This is a genomic window from Luteimonas terrae, from assembly GCF_031457535.1.
Classification (GTDB): domain Bacteria; phylum Pseudomonadota; class Gammaproteobacteria; order Xanthomonadales; family Xanthomonadaceae; genus Luteimonas; species Luteimonas terrae_A.
Window position 1 is genome coordinate 12,300 of record NZ_JAVDWO010000008.1, and the last position, 16,694, is coordinate 28,993.

Consider the following 16,694-nt stretch of genomic DNA (forward strand, 5'->3'; position numbering starts at 1 on the left):
GGCGCGCGGCGCCGGAGAACGCCATTCCTGGCCCATTACCGATCCGTTACATCTCTATTTTTCCGTTGTCCTTCAACGGCCTGCATCATTCGTCGATGGCGGCGCCTGCAGCTCGACCGGGATGGCGCGCTCGCCGGCCAGGCGCTTCGCATCCTGCAAGGCGATCGACCAGGCATCGGCCTGCCCCAACGCATGAAGCAGTCGGGTCTGCAGCAGTGCCAGATCGAAATCCTGGCGCGCCCACGGCGCGATGCGCCCGACCAGCGCGGTCGCTTCTGCGCGATCGTCGTGCGCCAGCAGCCACGTCGTGCCGGCATAGACGGCCTGCGCGACTTCCTCCGGCACGCCATCCTGCTCGGCGCGTGCCACCGCGATGCGGTAGGCCCGGCCCGCATCGGCATCGCGGTCCTGCGCCTGTGCGGTCATCGCCACCAGCAACCAGTCCCAGGCATAGCCGGTGTCGGCCGACGCCGGCTGCGGCGCGGCATCGGCGCGCAATGGCAGGCCGGCTTCCAGCGCGGCTTGGTGCCGCATCCATCGCACCCGGAACAGCCGCTCGGCCCGCGCGTCTGCGTGCCATCGGGCCAGCACGCCGTCGGCGATCCGGACCGCCGCCGCGGGGTCACCACGCCGCCACGCCATCTCGACCCGCAACGCATCGGCGCGATGCAGGTCGCTGGCCAGGGTCGGGCCGTCCGCATGGGACTGCAACATCGATTCGGCGGCGGACAACTGGCCCTGGCGGACCATCGCCTCGGCGCGGCCCAGGGCGATATTGGTCAGCTGGCTCGGGTCGGAAATGCGCGCACGCAGCGCCCAGGCCTGCTCCATGCTCGCGCGGGCTTCGTCGGGCTGCAGTAGCAACAGCTGGGTTTCGGCCAGCGCGACCGACATCGAGACCAGTTCGTAGATCGCACCGAAGCGGCGGAACTCGCCGAGCGTGCGGGCGATGTATTCGGCGGCCTGGGCCGGTCGGCCACGGACCTTCTCGAGAAAGCCGAGGCTGGCGTCGACCCGGGCGACCGCCAGCGGATCGCCGGTCCGGGTCATGAGGATCCGCGCCCTGCCCAGGTCCGCGAGCGCGCCCTCGTAATTGCCGAGCAGCGCCCGGGTCATGCCGCGCCCGTTGAGCGCATCGCCCTGCAGCGCGACGTCGCCGTCCGCTCCGACCAGCGCGAGGACTTCGGTGTAGTCGCGCTCGGCCGAGGCCCGTTGATCGAGCCGCCGGTCGATGCCGGCGCGCAGCAACAGCACGTCGGCGCGGAACAGCGGATCAACCGCGGCCTCGGTCGCGAGCAGACGCTCGACGTCTTCGCGCACCTTCCCGTAGAGCCCTGCGCGGAAGTCGATCTGGGCCATGCGCAACCGCAGCCGAGGATCCGCGCGTTGCGCCGCCGGCGCCTCGGCCAGGATCCGTCTGGCGGCCTCCAGTTCATTGCTGAGCAACGCCGCCTGCGCCCGCTGCAGACGCTCGCTGAGACTGGCATCGACATGCGGCCCATCGGCGTTGCGTCCCAGTGCCGCCAACAGGCGACCCGATGCCTGATCGGCCGCATGCAGTAGGTCGGCATGCTCGCCGAAGGCGTGCCGCGCTGCGGCGTCGCGTCCCTCGGCGGTGATCTCAACACGCCATCCGGCACCGCGCCGCGTCGCGCGACTGCGGATCACCCAGTCGCCGGACACCTCATCGCGCAACTGCGCCGGTGTGAAATCCACGCCCTGGTGGGCGTGCAGCAGCGACAGCACGCTCTCGCTGCCGGCGACCGGCAATCCCGCGCGCCGCAGGCGATCACCGATGAAATCCATCAGGCCCAGGCGCGCCCATGCCACGTCGGGCGCCTCCACGAGTTCGGCGGGCAGCACGACGATCGCACCGGCAACCGCCGCCGGATCGCCGTCGGGGGCCGATCGCGGCAGCGCCCACCACGCGAGTGCGGCGAGCAGGCCGAGCACGACCAGTGTGGCAGCGCTCCAGCGCATGAGGCGCCCGTGCCGTGGCGCGGGTCGCGCCGATTCGATCGCACTTTGAGGACCCGGATCGCCCGTCGGCACCGGACCGTCGGGCAGGTGTGGCTGTGCGTCCTGCACGATCGGCGCCACAGATGCAGACGGCGATGCAGCGTCGGGCGCCTCCAGCACTTCGACCTCGGCGACCCAGCGGAACCCGTAGCTGGGCACGGTGCGGATGACCCGCTGCTCCTGCCCGTCGTCACCGACCGCCCGGCGCGCACGCAGAATGATCTGGCTCAGCTGCGCATCGGAGACGTTGTCACGCGCGAAGACGGCCATCGCCAGCTCGTCGCGCGCCACCGCCCGCTCGCGGTGTTCGAGCAGATGCTGCAGGCATGCGAACACGCGCGCCGGCACGGCGACCGGCCGGCCGTCACGGCGCAGTTCGCGTGCGTTGCAATCAAGGAGGTAATCGCTGAATCGATAGGAATTCGACATGGGTTCCGGAAGGCGAACCGTCCGATGGCGCCGTGACTCGCCGGATACGGTTCCGGCCACCTTCGAGTATGACCGATGGCAACAAGCGCCTCCGGCTGCTCGCGGATACGGCGCCGCGCCTTTCGACGGCGCTCGCAGTCATTCACGACGCGGATTCGCCCCACCGCCGAAAGGCGTTTCGCACGCACTCGTTACAATGCCCGCATGACCTTCCCGATCCGCGCCATCACGCTCGATCTCGATGACACCCTGTGGCCGTTCGCGCCGATCGGCGCGCGGGTCGAGCAGACACTGGATGCCTTTCTGCGCGAGCACAGTCCTCCGACCGCGGACATGTATCCGATCGAGAAGATGCGCGACCTGCGCACGCGGGTGTTCGCCGAGAACGCGCACCTGATGCACGACCTGTCCGCGCTGCGGCAGCTCACCATCGAACACGCGCTGCGCGACAGCGGCGGTGATCTTGGTCTGCTGGATGCGGCGTACGAGGTGTTCTACGCCGAGCGCAACAAGGTCGAGTACTACCCCGACAGCCTCGCCGCGCTCGAACGCATTGCGGCGCAGGTGCCGGTGGCGGCGGTGACGAACGGCAATGCGGATCTCGACCGCGTCGGCATCGGCCATCTGTTCGCGTTCACCCTCGGCTCGCGCGAGCACGGCGTGGCGAAGCCGGACGCGAGCATCTTCCACGCCGCCTGCGATCGGCTGGGCTGCGCGCATGGCGACGTGCTGCACGTCGGCGACCACATCGAGATGGATGTCGCCGGCGCCGCGCGTGCGGGGCTGCGCACCTGCTGGATCAACCGCGAAGACCGGCGCTGGGAACACCCGACGCTCGCGCCCGATCTCGAATTCGACACGCTCACCGCGCTCGCCGACTGGCTCGATGCCGTACCGACCGTCGCCGACCGCGCCTGACACGCTGCACTTGAAACAGGTTCCCCCAATGACCGACACCACGACCGACCTCTTCGCCACCACCTCGCAGGACGCACGTCCGCTGCACATCGTCGCGCGCGACGGTTACGCCGCCTGGCGCGACACGCAGCCGGCTTCGGTGCAGGCCTGGCTCGACGCGCAGGCCTTCGATGCGGCGCCGGGCGCGCTGGCCCTGTTGCCGGGCGATGGCGGTCTCGAAGGCGCGGTGCTCGGCATCGGCGACGCGCTTGATCCCGACAGCTACGCGCATGCGGTCTACGGCCTGCCGGAAGGCGACTGGCGCGTGGCCGGCGCGCACGACGCGGCGACGCTGCAGCTCGGCTGGGGCCTGGGCGCATATCGCTTCACCCGCTACAAGACGACGGCGCGCAAGCCGGCGCGGCTCGCGGTCGATGCGCCCGATGCCGAAGCCGTCGACGTGATCGCGGCGACTACGCGCGTGCGCGATCTGGTCAACACGCCGACCGAGCACATGGGTCCCGAACAGATGGAAGCCGTGGTGCGCGAGATCGCGGACGCACACGGCGCGCGCTTCGAGAGCATCGCCGGCGATGCATTGCTCGAACAGAACTTCCCCGCGATCCACGCAGTGGGCCGCGCCTCGCATCGCGCGCCGCGCCTGCTGCACCTGCGCTGGGGCGAGGCGTCGCATCCGCATGTCGCGATCGTCGGCAAGGGCGTGTGCTTCGACACCGGCGGACTCGACATCAAGCCGGCCGACGGCATGCGCAACATGAAGAAGGACATGGGCGGCGCGGCCCATGCGATCGCGCTGGCCGAACTGGTGATGGCGCGCAAGCTGCCGCTGCGCATCACCTTGCTGGTGTCGGCGGTGGAAAACGCGATCGGCCCGGATGCGTTCCGCCCGGGCGACGTCATCGCCACGCGCAAGGGCATCAGCGTCGAGATCGACAACACCGACGCCGAAGGCCGGCTGGTGCTGTGCGATGCACTGACGTTCGCCGGCGAGCAGTCGCCGGATGCGATCCTCGATTTCGCCACGCTCACCGGCGCTGCGCGCATCGCGCTGGGCCCGGACCTGCCGGCGCTGTTCTGCAACGACGATGCGCTGGCGAATGCCTGGATCGCCGGCGGCGAAGCGACGCGCGATCCGGTATGGCGCATGCCGCTGTGGCGGCCGTACCTGCGCTACCTCACCAGCGGCATCGCCGACATCGCCAACGCCGGCTCACGCATGGCCGGCTCGGTCACCGCCGCGCTGTATCTCGAACGCTTCGTGTCGGCCGACACGCCGTGGGCGCACCTCGACACCTATGCCTGGAACGACAGCAGCCGCGCGGGCCATCCGCAGGGTGGCGAGGCGCTGGGCCTGCGCGCGGCGTGGGCGATGCTGAAGTCGCGCGTCTGAGGCGGCGTCAGCGCAACCAGCCGCGACGTGCGGCGCCGCGCGCGAACAGCCAGACCGCGGCGACGACCAGGATCAGCAGCAGCGGGAACCCGAGGCCGCGCAGCCCGGTCAGCGACCAGACCGGCGTCAGCGCATAGCTGGCCAGCATCTGCACGACGATCGCAACGAATGACACCCGCAACATCGGCTCTGCCCAGCGACGCGCGAACAGCAGCGCAACCGAACCGGCCGATCCCGCCAGCGTCGCCAGACCGAACAGCCCGTAGATCCAGACCGGCATCGCCGCGTTGATCTGCTGCTGATCGAGCGGCAGCGCGGCACGCTGTTCGGGCGTCATCGACACCTGCAGCGCGAACACCAGCAGGCCGAACAGGTTCCACAGCAGCGCGGTCAGCGCGACCACACGGGCGCCCAGCGGCATTCGGGTCTGCATCGGGTGGTCCTTGGTCTGCGGCAACGATGCATAGCGTAGCAGCGAGGGACTTTCGGCCCATCCAAGGGCCGGCGCCTGAAGCGGACACGACGCCGTTGCGCGCGAAGTTCCCGAAGCCGCCGCCGGCAGGCGAAAATGGGCGCTTCGCCGGGCACCGCCCGGTCCTCCATCCGGTCCCCGATGAACGCTTCGACGCAGCTGTCCCCCGACGAGATCCGCAGCCTGTTCGCGCAGGCGATGTCACGCATGTATCGCGACGAAGTGCCGCTGTACGGCGCGCTGATGGAACTGGTGTCGGAGGTGAACGCTGCGACGCTGGCCGACGACCCCTCGCTCGCCGCGCGCCTGCAGCGCAGCGATGCGCTCGACCGGCTCGATGCGGAACGTCATGGCGCGATTCGCGTCGGCACGCCGCGCGAGCTGGCGACGTTGCGGCGCCTGTTCGCGGTGATGGGCATGCAGCCGGTGGGCTACTACGACCTCGCCGTCGCCGGCGTGCCGGTACATGCGACCGCGTTCCGCCCGGTCGAGGCTGCGGCGCTCGCGCGCAATCCGTTCCGGGTGTTCACCTCGCTGCTGCGGCTGGAACTGATCGAGGATGCTGCGCTGCGCGAGGAAGCCGCGGCGATTCTCGACGCGCGCGAGATCTTCACCCCGCGCGCGCTGGCGTTGATCGAACGCTTCGAGCAGGCCGGCGGGCTGAGCGCCGATGAGGCCGACGAGTTCGTCACCGAAGCGCTGGAGACCTTCCGCTGGCACAGCGAAGCGACCGTCTCGCACGCGACCTACCAGGCACTGCTGTCGGCGCATCGCCTGATCGCCGATGTGGTCTGTTTCCGCGGCCCGCACATCAATCACCTGACTCCGCGCACGCTCGACATCGACGCCGCGCAGGACGCGATGCAGGCGCGCGGCATCGATGCGAAGGCCGTCATCGAAGGGCCACCGCGCCGCCGCTGCCCGATCCTGCTGCGCCAGACCAGCTTCAAGGCGCTGCAGGAGCCGGTGCTGTTTCCGGCCGGCGACAGCGCCGACGCCGGCACGCACACCGCGCGCTTCGGCGAGATCGAACAGCGTGGCCTCGCGCTGACGCCCAAGGGCCGCGCGCTCTACGACAGCTTGCTCGCGCGTGCACGCGAGTCGGATGGGGCCGGCAGCACCGGCGATTATGCCGCGCGCCTGGCCGCGGCATTTGACGAATTTCCGGACGACGACGACACGCTGCGTCGCGACGGGCTGGGCTATTACCGCTACGCGCTGACCGATGCGGGACGTGCGGATCCACCGGCCGTCGCGCGCGGCAATGTGGACGATGCGATCGCAGCCGGCCTGGTGACGGCCGACCCGGTGGTCTACGAGGATTTTCTGCCGGTCAGCGCGGCCGGCATCTTCCAGTCGAACCTCGGCGGCGGCGAACAGCGCGCGTATGCGGCGCAGGCGAACCGCGACGCGTTCGAAGCGGCGCTGGGTGCGAAGGTGCATGACGAATTCGGGATCTATGCACGGATCGAGCGGGATTCGCTGATGGCGGTGGGGCTGGAAGGCTGAGGCGCTTTCAGCCCTCCCCCGCTTGCGGGGGAGGGTTGGGTGGGGGCAATCCGTCCGACGCTTGAAACCCAGGTACGTTCGTCGACCCCAGAGACCAAATGGTTTCTCCGCAACCTGGCCTTTCGCCCCCATCCCATCCTTCCACCCGTAAAGGGCGCAATGCCCCGCGAGCGGAGGAAGGCGCCTGTTAGTCGCACGCGTCAGGCCACGCGTGATCTACAACCACCCTTTCTGCCGCGCCAGCCGATACGCCTCGATCCGGTTCCCCACACCCAGCTTCCCGATCGCCTCCGACAGGTAGTTGCGTACCGTCCCGTGTGAGAGCTTCAACTGCGCGGCGATCTCGCTGGCGCTCATGCCCTGCCCGGCCAGTCGCAACACCTGGCGCTCGCGTTCGCTCAGCGGATCGGGTTCGCTCCAGGCTTCCAGCGCGAGCTGCGGATCGATCGCGCGGCCGCCGTCGTGCACGCGGCGCAATGCCTCGGCGAGTTGTTCGGCCGGTGCGTCCTTGAGCAGGTAGCCGCCGACGCCCGCATCCAGCGCGCGGCGCAGGAAGCCGGCGCGGGCGAAGGTGGTGACGATGACCACGCGCACCGGCAGTTCATGGCGCTGGATGCGCTGCGCGAGTTCCAGGCCGGTCAGGCCTGGCATCTCGATGTCGGTGACGAGGATGTCCGGCGACAGGCGCTGCAGTTCGCGCCACGCCGATTCGCCATCGCCGACGCTGCCGACCACCGACAGATCGTCTTCGAGATTCAGCAGCGCGGTCAGCGCGCCACGCAGCATCGCCTGGTCCTCGGCGATGAGGATGCGGATCGGCGCTTCGGGGGTGGGCATACGCGGCATGGCGAAGACGGTAGCAGGCAAAAATCGGACGAAGGACGAACGACGGCTTTTGATGCGCTTCAGTGGTCCCCCTGCGTGAGCGTCGGGCCCAGCGGAATGACCGCATCGATCCGCGTTCCGTCGGCGCCGCTGTCGACGCGCAACTGGCCACCCACTGCCTCGATGCGCTCGCGCATTCCGGACAGGCCATTGCCGGGCACGATCGCACCGCCGCGCCCGTCGTCGCTGACCTGCAGCCGGATCGTGTCGCCTTCGCGCGTGAACTGCGCCTGCGCGGTGTGCGCGTGGGCGTGGCGCTGCAGGTTGGTGACCGCTTCGCGCAAGGTCATCGCCAGCGCGGTCTCGACATCGGGCGACAGGCCGGCGCCCGCGACGTGTTCGTCGAGGCTGTAGGCGAACGCCACGCCGTCGGTTTCCAGCAGCAGGCGCGCGGACGCGAGTTCCGCCGCCAGGCCTGCGGCGCGGATGCCGCTGACGGCCTGTCGCACCTGCGCCAGCGCATCGCGGGCGATGCCACCGACCTCGCCGATCTCGCGCTGCGCCCCATTGGGATCGCGCTCGACCAGCCGCGCGGCGAGATCGGCCTTCAGCGCGACCATCGACAGGGTATGGCCGAGCAGATCGTGCAGGTCGCGGCCGATGCGCTCGCGCTCGCCGACGGCGGCCAGTCTGCGCACCTCGTCGTGCGACAACCGCAGCGCGGCGTCCTGGCGGTTCTTCAGCCGCTCCACGTGCACCAGCAGGCCGATCATCACCGTCGTCACCGGCATCCAGGCCAGCGCCGCCCAGGGATAGCCGAGCGCCCGCGCCCAGGTCAGCAGCACCGCGTTGAAGACGATCAGCGCCAGCACGTAACGCCAAACCGACGTGCGCGACAGCGCGCCGAGGAACACGCAGCCGAACACGAAGTAGCTCAAGCCCGACACGTACCAGGGAAGCAGACCGAAACACAGCGCGATCATGCCCAGCGCACACCACGGCGAGCGGCGCGCCGGCAACAACAGCGCGCCGGCGAACAGGGCAATGAAGAGCGGATACGACAACAGCGTCAGCAGCAGCCACTGCTGGTCGTAGCCGCGCGGCGAGAACATCGGCACGACGAACACCCACACCGACCAGAACACGTGGATGCCTTCGCTCCACGCCGGCCGGCCCTGCCGCAGCGCGGCCCCGATGACAGAATCCGGCGCTGCCCGCAGGCCTGCGAAGGTGCGCATCGTCGCCGCCGTCGGGTCGGTCTTCATGTGGGGCAGCGTAGCCATCTCAGGCCCCGACCAGAAGCGGCGCCGGTCGCCGGCCCTGCATACCGATGCGCCGGCCGCGTCCGCGTGCCGGCGTCACTGCACATGCCCGGCCGTCGAAGCGGACACGCTCAGACCGCGCGCGCGAGGCGGCGCAGCGCGAGCACGCAGCAGGCCACGGTCACGAGCCCAAGCACCAGCAGGTGCAGCCACGGCGATGTGGTGCCTGCCTGCCCGGTCACGCCCAGTGCGACCTGTGCCAGATGCCAGGCCGGCCACAGCGGCGCGAGCTTCGTGAACATATCGGGCAGCATCGACAGCGGCAGCCACAGGCCCGACAGGAAGGCCATCGGCAGGAACAGCAGATTGACCCACGCCGGCGCTGCGTTCGCACTGGCAATGCTGCCCAGCAGCAGGCCGATCGCGCAGAACGGCAGCGCGCCGAGCACGGTCACCGTCCACAAGGTCGCCCATTGCCCCGGCGCCAGCGATACGCCGCCGAATACCGTCGCCAGCAGTGCAAGCTCCAGCACGATGCCCAGTGCGAACAGCATCGCGATCAGCATCCGCGCGACCAGCCATGCACTGGGCGGCGCCGGCAGTGCGCGGCGCAGGGCGAAGAAGCCACGCTCGCGGTCGATCGCCAGCGTGACCGAAAACCCGAACAGGCCCGCGCCCATCGCACCGAACACGCCGTAGGTGGCGAGCAGGTAACGCGCCGCCTCGCCGCCGCTGCGCCCGCCCATCAGCAGACCGAACATGGCGTAGAACAGCGCTGGAAACAGCAGCGTGGGAATGATGTACATCGGCTCGCGGAGCAGCCGCAGCAGTTCGCAGCGCGTGTCGAGCAGATAGCAGCGCCTCAAGGACACGCGCGTGCCGGTATCGATCCTGGTGTCCATCACGCGGCCTCTTGCTTCGAATCGGACATGGGTTCGGCGGGCGCAGTCATCGCGACAAAGGCCTCGGCGAGCCCGGCGCGCTGCACTTCGAGATCGCCGAGCTGCGGATCCGCATCCAGCAGCCGGCGCAATACGGATTCCGCATGCTCGGCCATCACCACGAGTTGCCCGTCGATGCGCTTCGCAGTGCGCACGCCGGGCCAGCTCGCGACGACCTCGGCCGGCACGACGCTCGTGCAGCAGATACGCCGCTGCGCGACCTGCGCCCGCACGTCGCCGACGCTGCCGTCGGCGCGCACGCGTCCCGCATCGAGCACGACGACGCGATCCGCCAGCGCTTCGGCCTCTTCCAGGTAATGCGTGGTCAGCAGGATGCCGACGCCGTCGGCGACCAGGCTGCGGATCGCGCGCCACACCTGCTGTCGTGCGCCGATGTCGAGCCCGGTGGTCGGTTCATCGAGGAACAGCAGCTTCGGCCGCCCGCACAGCGCGAGCGCGAACTGCACGCGCCGCTGCTGCCCGCCGGACAGCCGACCGTAACGCCGGTCCAGCAAGCCATCGAGTCCAGCCAGTGCGACGCAGTCGGCCACGCTGCGCGGCTGCGGGTACCAGCTGCGCGTCAGCGCGAGCAGCTCGCCGACCTGCAGGCGTTCCGGCAGCTGCGCCTGCTGCAGCATCACGCCGATGAGGCGCCGCGCGTCGAGATCGGATGGAGGCCGGTCGAGCAGCGTGACTTCGCCGCTATCGGCCGGCTGCAGGCCGAGCAGGACCTCGATCGCCGTGGTCTTGCCGGCGCCGTTGACGCCGAGCAGCGCGGTGACCTGGCCGGCAGGCAGCGCAAGATCCACGCCATCGAGCGCCTGCACGGCGCCGCGGCGACGGCGTACGCCCGTGAGACGGGCCAGTGGCGCAAGTGGCGTTGCATTCAGGGCCATCGACCTGCCTCCGGTGAGTAGGCGGCCAGTCTTTCGCCCCAACGACGGTTCCGGCAGTCGCGTGCGTCACATCCTGCGCATGACAGTCGTCAGGTGTAGCGGGACACGGTGATACGCACACTGACGCCGTCGTTCCGAATGCACCGACCGGGTCACGTTGTGACGTCCGGCAGGTTGGAAACCACGAGGATGCGCGGTCACACTGGCCCCGCTCCTTCCGTCCAGGGTTGCAATGAACACGAACGCCGATCTGCTGAAGGAACTCCGCATCGACCGCAGTGCGCCACCGCCGCCATCGCGACGTGGCCTGTGGATCGGCCTCGCGGTCGCTGCGCTGCTGCTGGTGCTGCTGGTGGTCGGCGTGCTCGTGCTGGGCAATCGCGCGATCGAGGTCGACACCACCGTCGTCGCCGCGCCCGTCGCCGCAGGCGCGGCCGGCGGTTCGGTACTCGATGCCAGCGGTTACGTCGTCGCCCGGCGCATGGCCACCGTGTCGGCCAAGATCACCGGCCGCGTACGCGAGGTGCGCATCGAGGAAGGCCAGCGCGTCGAAGAAGGCGAGATCCTCGCCACGCTCGATCCGATCGATGCCGATGCGCGGCGCGATCTCTCCGCCGCCCAGCTCGACGCCGCGCGCAGCCAGGTCGCCGGCGTGCAGGCGCAGCTCACCGAAGCGTCGGCGAACGCCGATCGTCTGCAGACGCTGGTGGGCCAGCAGCTGGTGTCGAAGGCGCAGTACGAACAGGCCGTCGCCCAGCGCGATGCCCTGCGTGCCCAGCTCACGACATCGCGTCGCAACGCGACGGTCGCCAGCGAACAGCTGCGCATCTCCGCGATCGGCGTCGACGACACCTTCGTACGCGCGCCGTTCGCCGGCGTGGTCATCGCCAAGGCCGCCCAGCCGGGCGAGATCGTCTCGCCACTGTCGGCCGGCGGCGGCTTCACCCGCACCGGCATCGGCACGCTGGTGGACATGGAGTCGCTGGAAGTCGAAGTCGATGTCGGCGAGTCCTATATCGGCCGGGTCAAGCCGGGCATGCCGGTGGAAACCACGCTCAATGCCTATCAGGACTGGAAGATTCCCGGCAGCGTGATCGCGATCGTGCCGACCGCCGACCGCGGCAAGGCGACGGTCAAGGTGCGCATCGCGCTCGACGCGAAGGACGGGCGCATCGTGCCGGACATGGGCGCGACGGTGAGCTTCCTCGAGCAGGCGCGCCCGGCCCAGGACGGCGACGCGCCGCGCCTGCCGCGCGTGCCCGCGGCGGCCTTGTCGGAGCGCGACGGCGCGCAGGTGGTCTTCGTCGTCGACGGCGACGTGGTGCGCCAGCGGGCGGTGGAACCGGGCGAACGTGTGGGCGGCAATGTGGAGATCGGCAAGGGCGTGAGCCCTGGCGACGAACTGGTACTCGACGCACCGGATGCGCTCGAGGATGGCAGCCGCGTCCGGGTGAAGCCGTAACGAAGTCTCTTGTAGGCGCGCGCTTGCGCGCGAATGGCATTCCCGGTAACGCCCATCGCGCGCAAGCGCGCTCATACAGAAGCAGCAGCACTTCCAGATCACAAAGGGGAATGACGATGGCACTGGTGTCGATCCGCAACCTCACCAAGACCTACCAGCGCGGACCGGAAAAGGTCGAAGTGCTGCACGGGGTGAACCTCGATATCGCCGAGGGCGACTTCGTCGCACTGATGGGCCCGTCGGGCTCCGGCAAGACGACCCTGCTGAATCTGATCGGCGGCCTGGATACGCCGAGTTCGGGCGAGATCGATGTCGCCGGCGAACGCATCGACCGCATGAGCGGCGGGCAGCTGTCGGGCTGGCGCAGCCGCAACGTCGGCTACGTGTTCCAGTTCTACAACCTGATGCCGGCGCTGACCGCACAGAAGAACGTCGAACTGCCGTTGCTGCTGACGAAGCTGTCGGGCGCGCAGCGCAAGCGCAATGCGGAGATCGCGCTGACGCTCGTGGGCCTGGCCGACCGTACGAAACACAAACCCAACGAACTCTCCGGCGGCCAGCAGCAGCGCGTCGCCATCGCACGCGCGATCGTCTCTGATCCGACGCTGCTGATCTGCGACGAACCGACCGGCGATCTCGACCGCCAGTCGGCCGAAGACATCCTCGGCCTGCTGCAGACGCTCAACCGCGAACATGGCAAGACCATCGTCATGGTGACCCATGATCCGAAGGCTGCCGAGTACGCCAGCCATACATTGCATCTGGACAAGGGCACGCTGGTCGGCGCGCACGACGCGGCGGCTTGAGGGATCCAGGCCCGCCCCCCGCCTGCGGGGGAAGGCGTCGATCCGGCCTGATTCAAGGTCGCTCTCTTCTGAAAGCACAACAGCAGGACATCCGATGAAATACCTGCACCTGATCTGGGCCGCGCTGATGCGGCGCAAGACCCGCACCGCGCTGACGGTCGCGTCGATCGTCGCAGCGTTCCTGCTGTTCGGTCTGCTCGACGGCATCCGCGTGGCATTCACCCAGCTTGGCCAGAACGCCGATGGTGCACAGCGCCTGCAGACATCCTCGCGGCTGTCCTTCATCGAAACGCTGCCGCAGGCGTTGGGCAAGCGCATCGAGATGGTCGACAACATCGAGGCGGTGACCTACGCCAACTGGTTCGGTGGCACTTACCAGGGGCCGCGCAACCAGCTTTTCAGCTTCGCGGTGGCGCCGAACTATCTCGATCTGTACCCGGAGATCGTCGTCGACCCCGCCGAGCGCGATGCCTTCGCGCGCACGCGCACCGGCGTGCTCGTCGGCGAAAAACTGATGCAGCGTTTCGACTGGAAGGTGGGCGACCGCATCCCCCTGCAGTCATCGATCTTTCCCAACAGCGACGGCTCGCTGAACTGGTCGTTCGACATCGTCGGCGTGATGCGCAACGAGGACGCCAAGGCCGGCGGCTTCAACGACCGGCTGCTGCTGATGCACTGGGAGTACTTCGCCGAATCCACGCCTTACGTCGACAGCGACGTGGGCTGGTACATCAGTCGCGTATCCGACGTGCGCCGCGCCGACCGCGCGGCCAAGGCGATCGACGCGCTGTCGGCGAACTCGCCCAACGAGACCCGCACGATGACCGAGGCCGCGGCGTTCGCCTCGCAGCTCAAGCAGATGGCCGACATCGGCCTGATCGTCGGCGCGATCATGGGTGCGGTGTTCTTCACCCTGCTGCTGCTCACCGGCAACACGATGGCGCAGGCGGTGCGGGAACGCACCTCGGAACTCGCGGTCCTCAAGACCATCGGCTTCTCGAGTACCAGCGTACTGATGCTGGTGCTGGCCGAGTCGGTGGTGCTGGTGCTGTTCGGCGGCGTGCTCGGCCTTGGCCTGGCCGCGGTGGCCAGTGCGCTGGTGAACGTGGTCGCCGGTGACATGATCCGTCTGCCGGGCATCGGCTGGCACAGCTGGGCCCTGGGGCTCGGCCTGATGGCCGCCATCGGTATCGTCGTCGGCGCGCTGCCGGCCGTGCGCGCGATGCGCCTGAATATCGTCGACGCCCTCGCGGGCCGCTGAGGACACTGCGATGCCTTCCCTGATGAAATCCGTATTGCAGAACACCGGCCTCGGCTTCGGACTGCTGATCGCGCTGGTCGTGTGGATCCTCGCGCCCTGGTATGTGCTGCTGGCCTTCGCCATTGCCGCCGTGTTGTGGATGCTGCTCAGCCGCGGCGGCCGCCAGGCGGCCTCGGTCAGCCATGTCGGCATCAGCACACTTGGACAGCGCCTGGGCGCGTCGTCGGTCGTCGTGATCGGCATCGCCGGCGTGGTCGCGGTGCTGGTCGCGCTGTTGTCGATGGCCGAGGGCTATCGCCACACCGTCGGCAACACCGGCGATGCGTCGACGGCGATCGTGCTGCGTGGTGGCTCCGCCGCCGAGGTCATGTCGGTCATGGACCGCGCCCTGATCAGTACCGTGATCCAGGCGCCCGAGATCGCGCGCGATGCGGAGAACCGCCCGCTGGCCTCGCCGGAACTCGTCGTCGCAGCCAACCTGCCGCTGCGCGGCGGTGCGCCCGACGACGACGGCAGCGTGCAGTTCCGCGGCGTCGGCGAAATGGCGTTCCAGGTGCGGCCGAATCTGCGCATTGTCGAAGGCCGCATGTTCGAGACCGGGCGCCGCGAACTGATCGTCGGGAAGGGCGCGCGCCGACAATTTGCCGGTCTCGAACCCGGACAGACGGTGCGACTGGGCAGCGATACCTGGGACGTCGTCGGCGCGTTCGAATCGAACGACGCGATGGATTCGGAAATCTGGGGCGATGCCGAAGTCGTTGCGACGACCTACCGCCGCGGCGCGAGCCGCGCGTCGGTGACCGCGCGCCTGACCAGCCCCGATGCGTTCAAGGCCTTCAAGGCGACGCTGGACGCCGATCCGCGCACCCAGGTCGAGGCCAGCACCACGCTCGACTATTTCGCCAAGCAATCCGAGGGCATGAGCAAGGTGCTGCGCATCATCGGCATCGTGGTCGGTTCGATCATGGCGGTGGGCGCGGTGTTCGGCGCGCTCAACACGATGTTCGCGACCGTTGCCGCGCGTGCACGCGAGATCGCCACGCTGCGCGCGATCGGCTTCCGTGGTCTTCCGGTCGTGGTCGCGGTCATGCTGGAGACGATGCTGCTCGCCCTCGCCGGCGGCCTGCTCGGCGGCTTCATCGCCTGGGTGGTGTTCGACGGCTACGGCGCTTCCACGCTGGCTGGCGGTGTCGGCCAGATGACGTTCGAGTTCCTGGTCACCCCCGCGCTGCTGTGGAGCGGCCTGAAGTGGGCTCTCGCGATTGGCTTCGTCGGCGGTCTGTTCCCGGCGGTGCGCGCGGCGCAACTGCCGGTGACCGCGGCCCTGCGCGCGGCATGAACGTGGCCGATCCGGATACGTTGTCGAACGCCGACATCGCACGCGAGATCCAGTCGTTGCAGAGGCGCGCGTTCGAGCGCTACGAGGACGCCGCGCTGCGCGCCGAGGCCGATCCGGCGCGCGCGGAGGCTATCTACGCCCAGGCCGAACGCGACACCGCCCCGTGGATCGCACGCGCCACTGCGCTCAACGACGAACGCGTCGCCCGCTATCGGCGGCGTGCGAAACGCTGGCGCAACGCAGCGCTGGTGATCGGTGTCGTCGGTGCGGCGTGCGTGGTGTGGATGATGGCGCGTGCGGGCTGATTGGCACCCGTAGGAGCGCGCTCGCGCGCGATGTGTCGATCCGGGAAATCTGCACGCATGACGACAGAGGGGTGACCACGCGCCTGATGCTTGAAGACGCCATCAAAGCGCCGCAACGTCTAGCACGTTAGACCCCGCGATCCAGCAACCCGTCCGCCAGCGCCTGCTGCACGTCATCCGATGTGTCGATGTCCTGCGCGAGCGACGGCGCCTGCAGCCGGAACAGTTCCTCTTCCGGCAACGCCGCCAGCAGGGCGCCGAATCCCCGATCACCTTGCAGCGCATCCACCTGCGCGAACAGCGTGTGCGACAGCACCGCCGGCGCGCCGGGGCGTTCGCCGTGCATCACCGCCGCGCAGCCCGAACGCACGCTGCGCGCGCCATCCAGCAGCGCGCGCAGATGAAGCGCATTGAGCGCAGGCTGATCGATGCCGGTCACCAGCACCGGCCCGCGATGCGCCTGCAGCGCGCGCGATGCGGCGACGAGGCTGGCGGACAACCCTTCGCGCCAGTCCGGCACTTCGTGCAGTTCGACGACGCTGTGCGGCGACGGCGCGAGTTCGGCCGCGACGGCGTCGTGATACGCGCCGAGCATCACCACGAGCCGGCAGGGATGGGTGTCCGCGACCAGTCGCACGACACGCGCGACCAGGCTTTTGCCATCCTGACGCAGCAGTTGTTTGGGCCGGCCGAGCCGCGTGCTGCCGCCGGCGGCGAGCACGATCGCGGCATGCGCAGCGATCATCAGATGGGTCCGGGGCGAGAGGTCGACATGGCCGCACTGTGCCAGAAGCCCGGTGCAGCGACCGGCGCACATCGATGAACGGCGACCGTCTGTCATGCAGTTGTCATCGCGGTGC

At 69.2% G+C, this 16,694-nt stretch carries 15 protein-coding genes; 8 read left to right on the forward strand and 7 right to left on the reverse strand.

All coding sequences use genetic code 11. From position 1 onward, the window contains the following. Positions 1-72: 72 nt before the first annotated feature. Complete coding sequence (locus tag J2W68_RS10620; RefSeq protein WP_310235601.1) at positions 73-2,448, reverse strand: winged helix-turn-helix domain-containing protein; 2,376 nt, start codon at positions 2,446-2,448, stop codon at positions 73-75. A gap of 204 nt (positions 2,449-2,652) precedes the next feature. Between J2W68_RS10620 and J2W68_RS10625 the strand changes: the two genes are divergently transcribed. Next, positions 2,653-3,366, forward strand: a complete 714-nt coding sequence (locus tag J2W68_RS10625; protein WP_310235603.1) for an HAD family hydrolase — start codon at positions 2,653-2,655, stop codon at positions 3,364-3,366. Positions 3,367-3,394: 28 nt separating this feature from the next. Then, positions 3,395-4,756, forward strand: a complete 1,362-nt coding sequence (locus J2W68_RS10630; RefSeq protein ID WP_310235605.1) for a leucyl aminopeptidase family protein — start codon at positions 3,395-3,397, stop codon at positions 4,754-4,756. 7 nt (positions 4,757-4,763) lie between these two features. Here the strand turns inward: J2W68_RS10630 and J2W68_RS10635 are convergent, their stop codons facing one another. Then, a complete protein-coding gene (locus J2W68_RS10635; protein ID WP_310235607.1) occupies positions 4,764-5,189 on the reverse strand; it encodes a hypothetical protein in 426 nt (141 codons plus the stop codon). A 180-nt stretch (positions 5,190-5,369) separates the two neighbouring features. On the opposite strand from J2W68_RS10635, the gene hglS reads away from it, so the two are divergent. Beyond that, the gene (hglS, locus tag J2W68_RS10640; protein ID WP_310235609.1) at positions 5,370-6,737 is read left to right on the forward strand and encodes a 2-oxoadipate dioxygenase/decarboxylase HglS; all 1,368 of its coding nucleotides are present in this window, start codon (positions 5,370-5,372) and stop codon (positions 6,735-6,737) included. Positions 6,738-6,953: 216 nt separating this feature from the next. Here the strand turns inward: hglS and J2W68_RS10645 are convergent, their stop codons facing one another. The 4 genes from J2W68_RS10645 to J2W68_RS10660 all read right to left on the reverse strand — a co-directional run bounded on the left by J2W68_RS10645 (position 6,954) and on the right by J2W68_RS10660 (position 10,661). Next, the gene (locus J2W68_RS10645) at positions 6,954-7,574 is read right to left on the reverse strand and encodes a response regulator transcription factor (protein WP_310235997.1); all 621 of its coding nucleotides are present in this window, start codon (positions 7,572-7,574) and stop codon (positions 6,954-6,956) included. Between the two features lie 68 nt (positions 7,575-7,642). Beyond that, positions 7,643-8,827 carry a sensor histidine kinase gene (locus J2W68_RS10650; RefSeq protein WP_310235611.1) on the reverse strand — a complete coding sequence of 395 codons (1,185 nt, stop codon included), beginning with the start codon at positions 8,825-8,827 and terminating at the stop codon, positions 7,643-7,645. A 128-nt stretch (positions 8,828-8,955) separates the two neighbouring features. Next, complete coding sequence (locus J2W68_RS10655) at positions 8,956-9,726, reverse strand: ABC transporter permease (protein ID WP_310235613.1); 771 nt, start codon at positions 9,724-9,726, stop codon at positions 8,956-8,958. After that, complete coding sequence (locus tag J2W68_RS10660) at positions 9,726-10,661, reverse strand: ABC transporter ATP-binding protein (protein ID WP_310235616.1); 936 nt, start codon at positions 10,659-10,661, stop codon at positions 9,726-9,728. Before J2W68_RS10660 ends, J2W68_RS10655 begins: the two co-directional genes overlap by 1 nt. Positions 10,662-10,893: 232 nt before the next feature. Between J2W68_RS10660 and J2W68_RS10665 the strand changes: the two genes are divergently transcribed. From J2W68_RS10665 to J2W68_RS10685, 5 genes are all read left to right on the forward strand, one after another. Next, positions 10,894-12,123: an efflux RND transporter periplasmic adaptor subunit gene (locus tag J2W68_RS10665; protein ID WP_310235619.1), complete on the forward strand. Its 1,230-nt coding sequence runs from the start codon at positions 10,894-10,896 to the stop codon at positions 12,121-12,123. Positions 12,124-12,239: 116 nt separating this feature from the next. After that, positions 12,240-12,929, forward strand: a complete 690-nt coding sequence (locus tag J2W68_RS10670) for an ABC transporter ATP-binding protein (RefSeq protein WP_430539712.1) — start codon at positions 12,240-12,242, stop codon at positions 12,927-12,929. Positions 12,930-13,023: 94 nt separating this feature from the next. Beyond that, entirely contained in the window at positions 13,024-14,190 is a 1,167-nt protein-coding gene (locus tag J2W68_RS10675; RefSeq protein WP_310235622.1) for an ABC transporter permease, read from the forward strand. A gap of 22 nt (positions 14,191-14,212) precedes the next feature. Continuing rightward, entirely contained in the window at positions 14,213-15,529 is a 1,317-nt protein-coding gene (locus tag J2W68_RS10680) for an ABC transporter permease (protein WP_430539718.1), read from the forward strand. After that, positions 15,526-15,834 carry a hypothetical protein gene (locus J2W68_RS10685; RefSeq protein ID WP_310235627.1) on the forward strand — a complete coding sequence of 103 codons (309 nt, stop codon included), beginning with the start codon at positions 15,526-15,528 and terminating at the stop codon, positions 15,832-15,834. Before J2W68_RS10680 ends, J2W68_RS10685 begins: the two co-directional genes overlap by 4 nt. A gap of 127 nt (positions 15,835-15,961) precedes the next feature. Here the strand turns inward: J2W68_RS10685 and J2W68_RS10690 are convergent, their stop codons facing one another. Continuing rightward, a complete protein-coding gene (locus J2W68_RS10690; protein ID WP_310235629.1) occupies positions 15,962-16,579 on the reverse strand; it encodes a nucleotidyltransferase family protein in 618 nt (205 codons plus the stop codon). Positions 16,580-16,694: the final 115 nt, after the last annotated feature.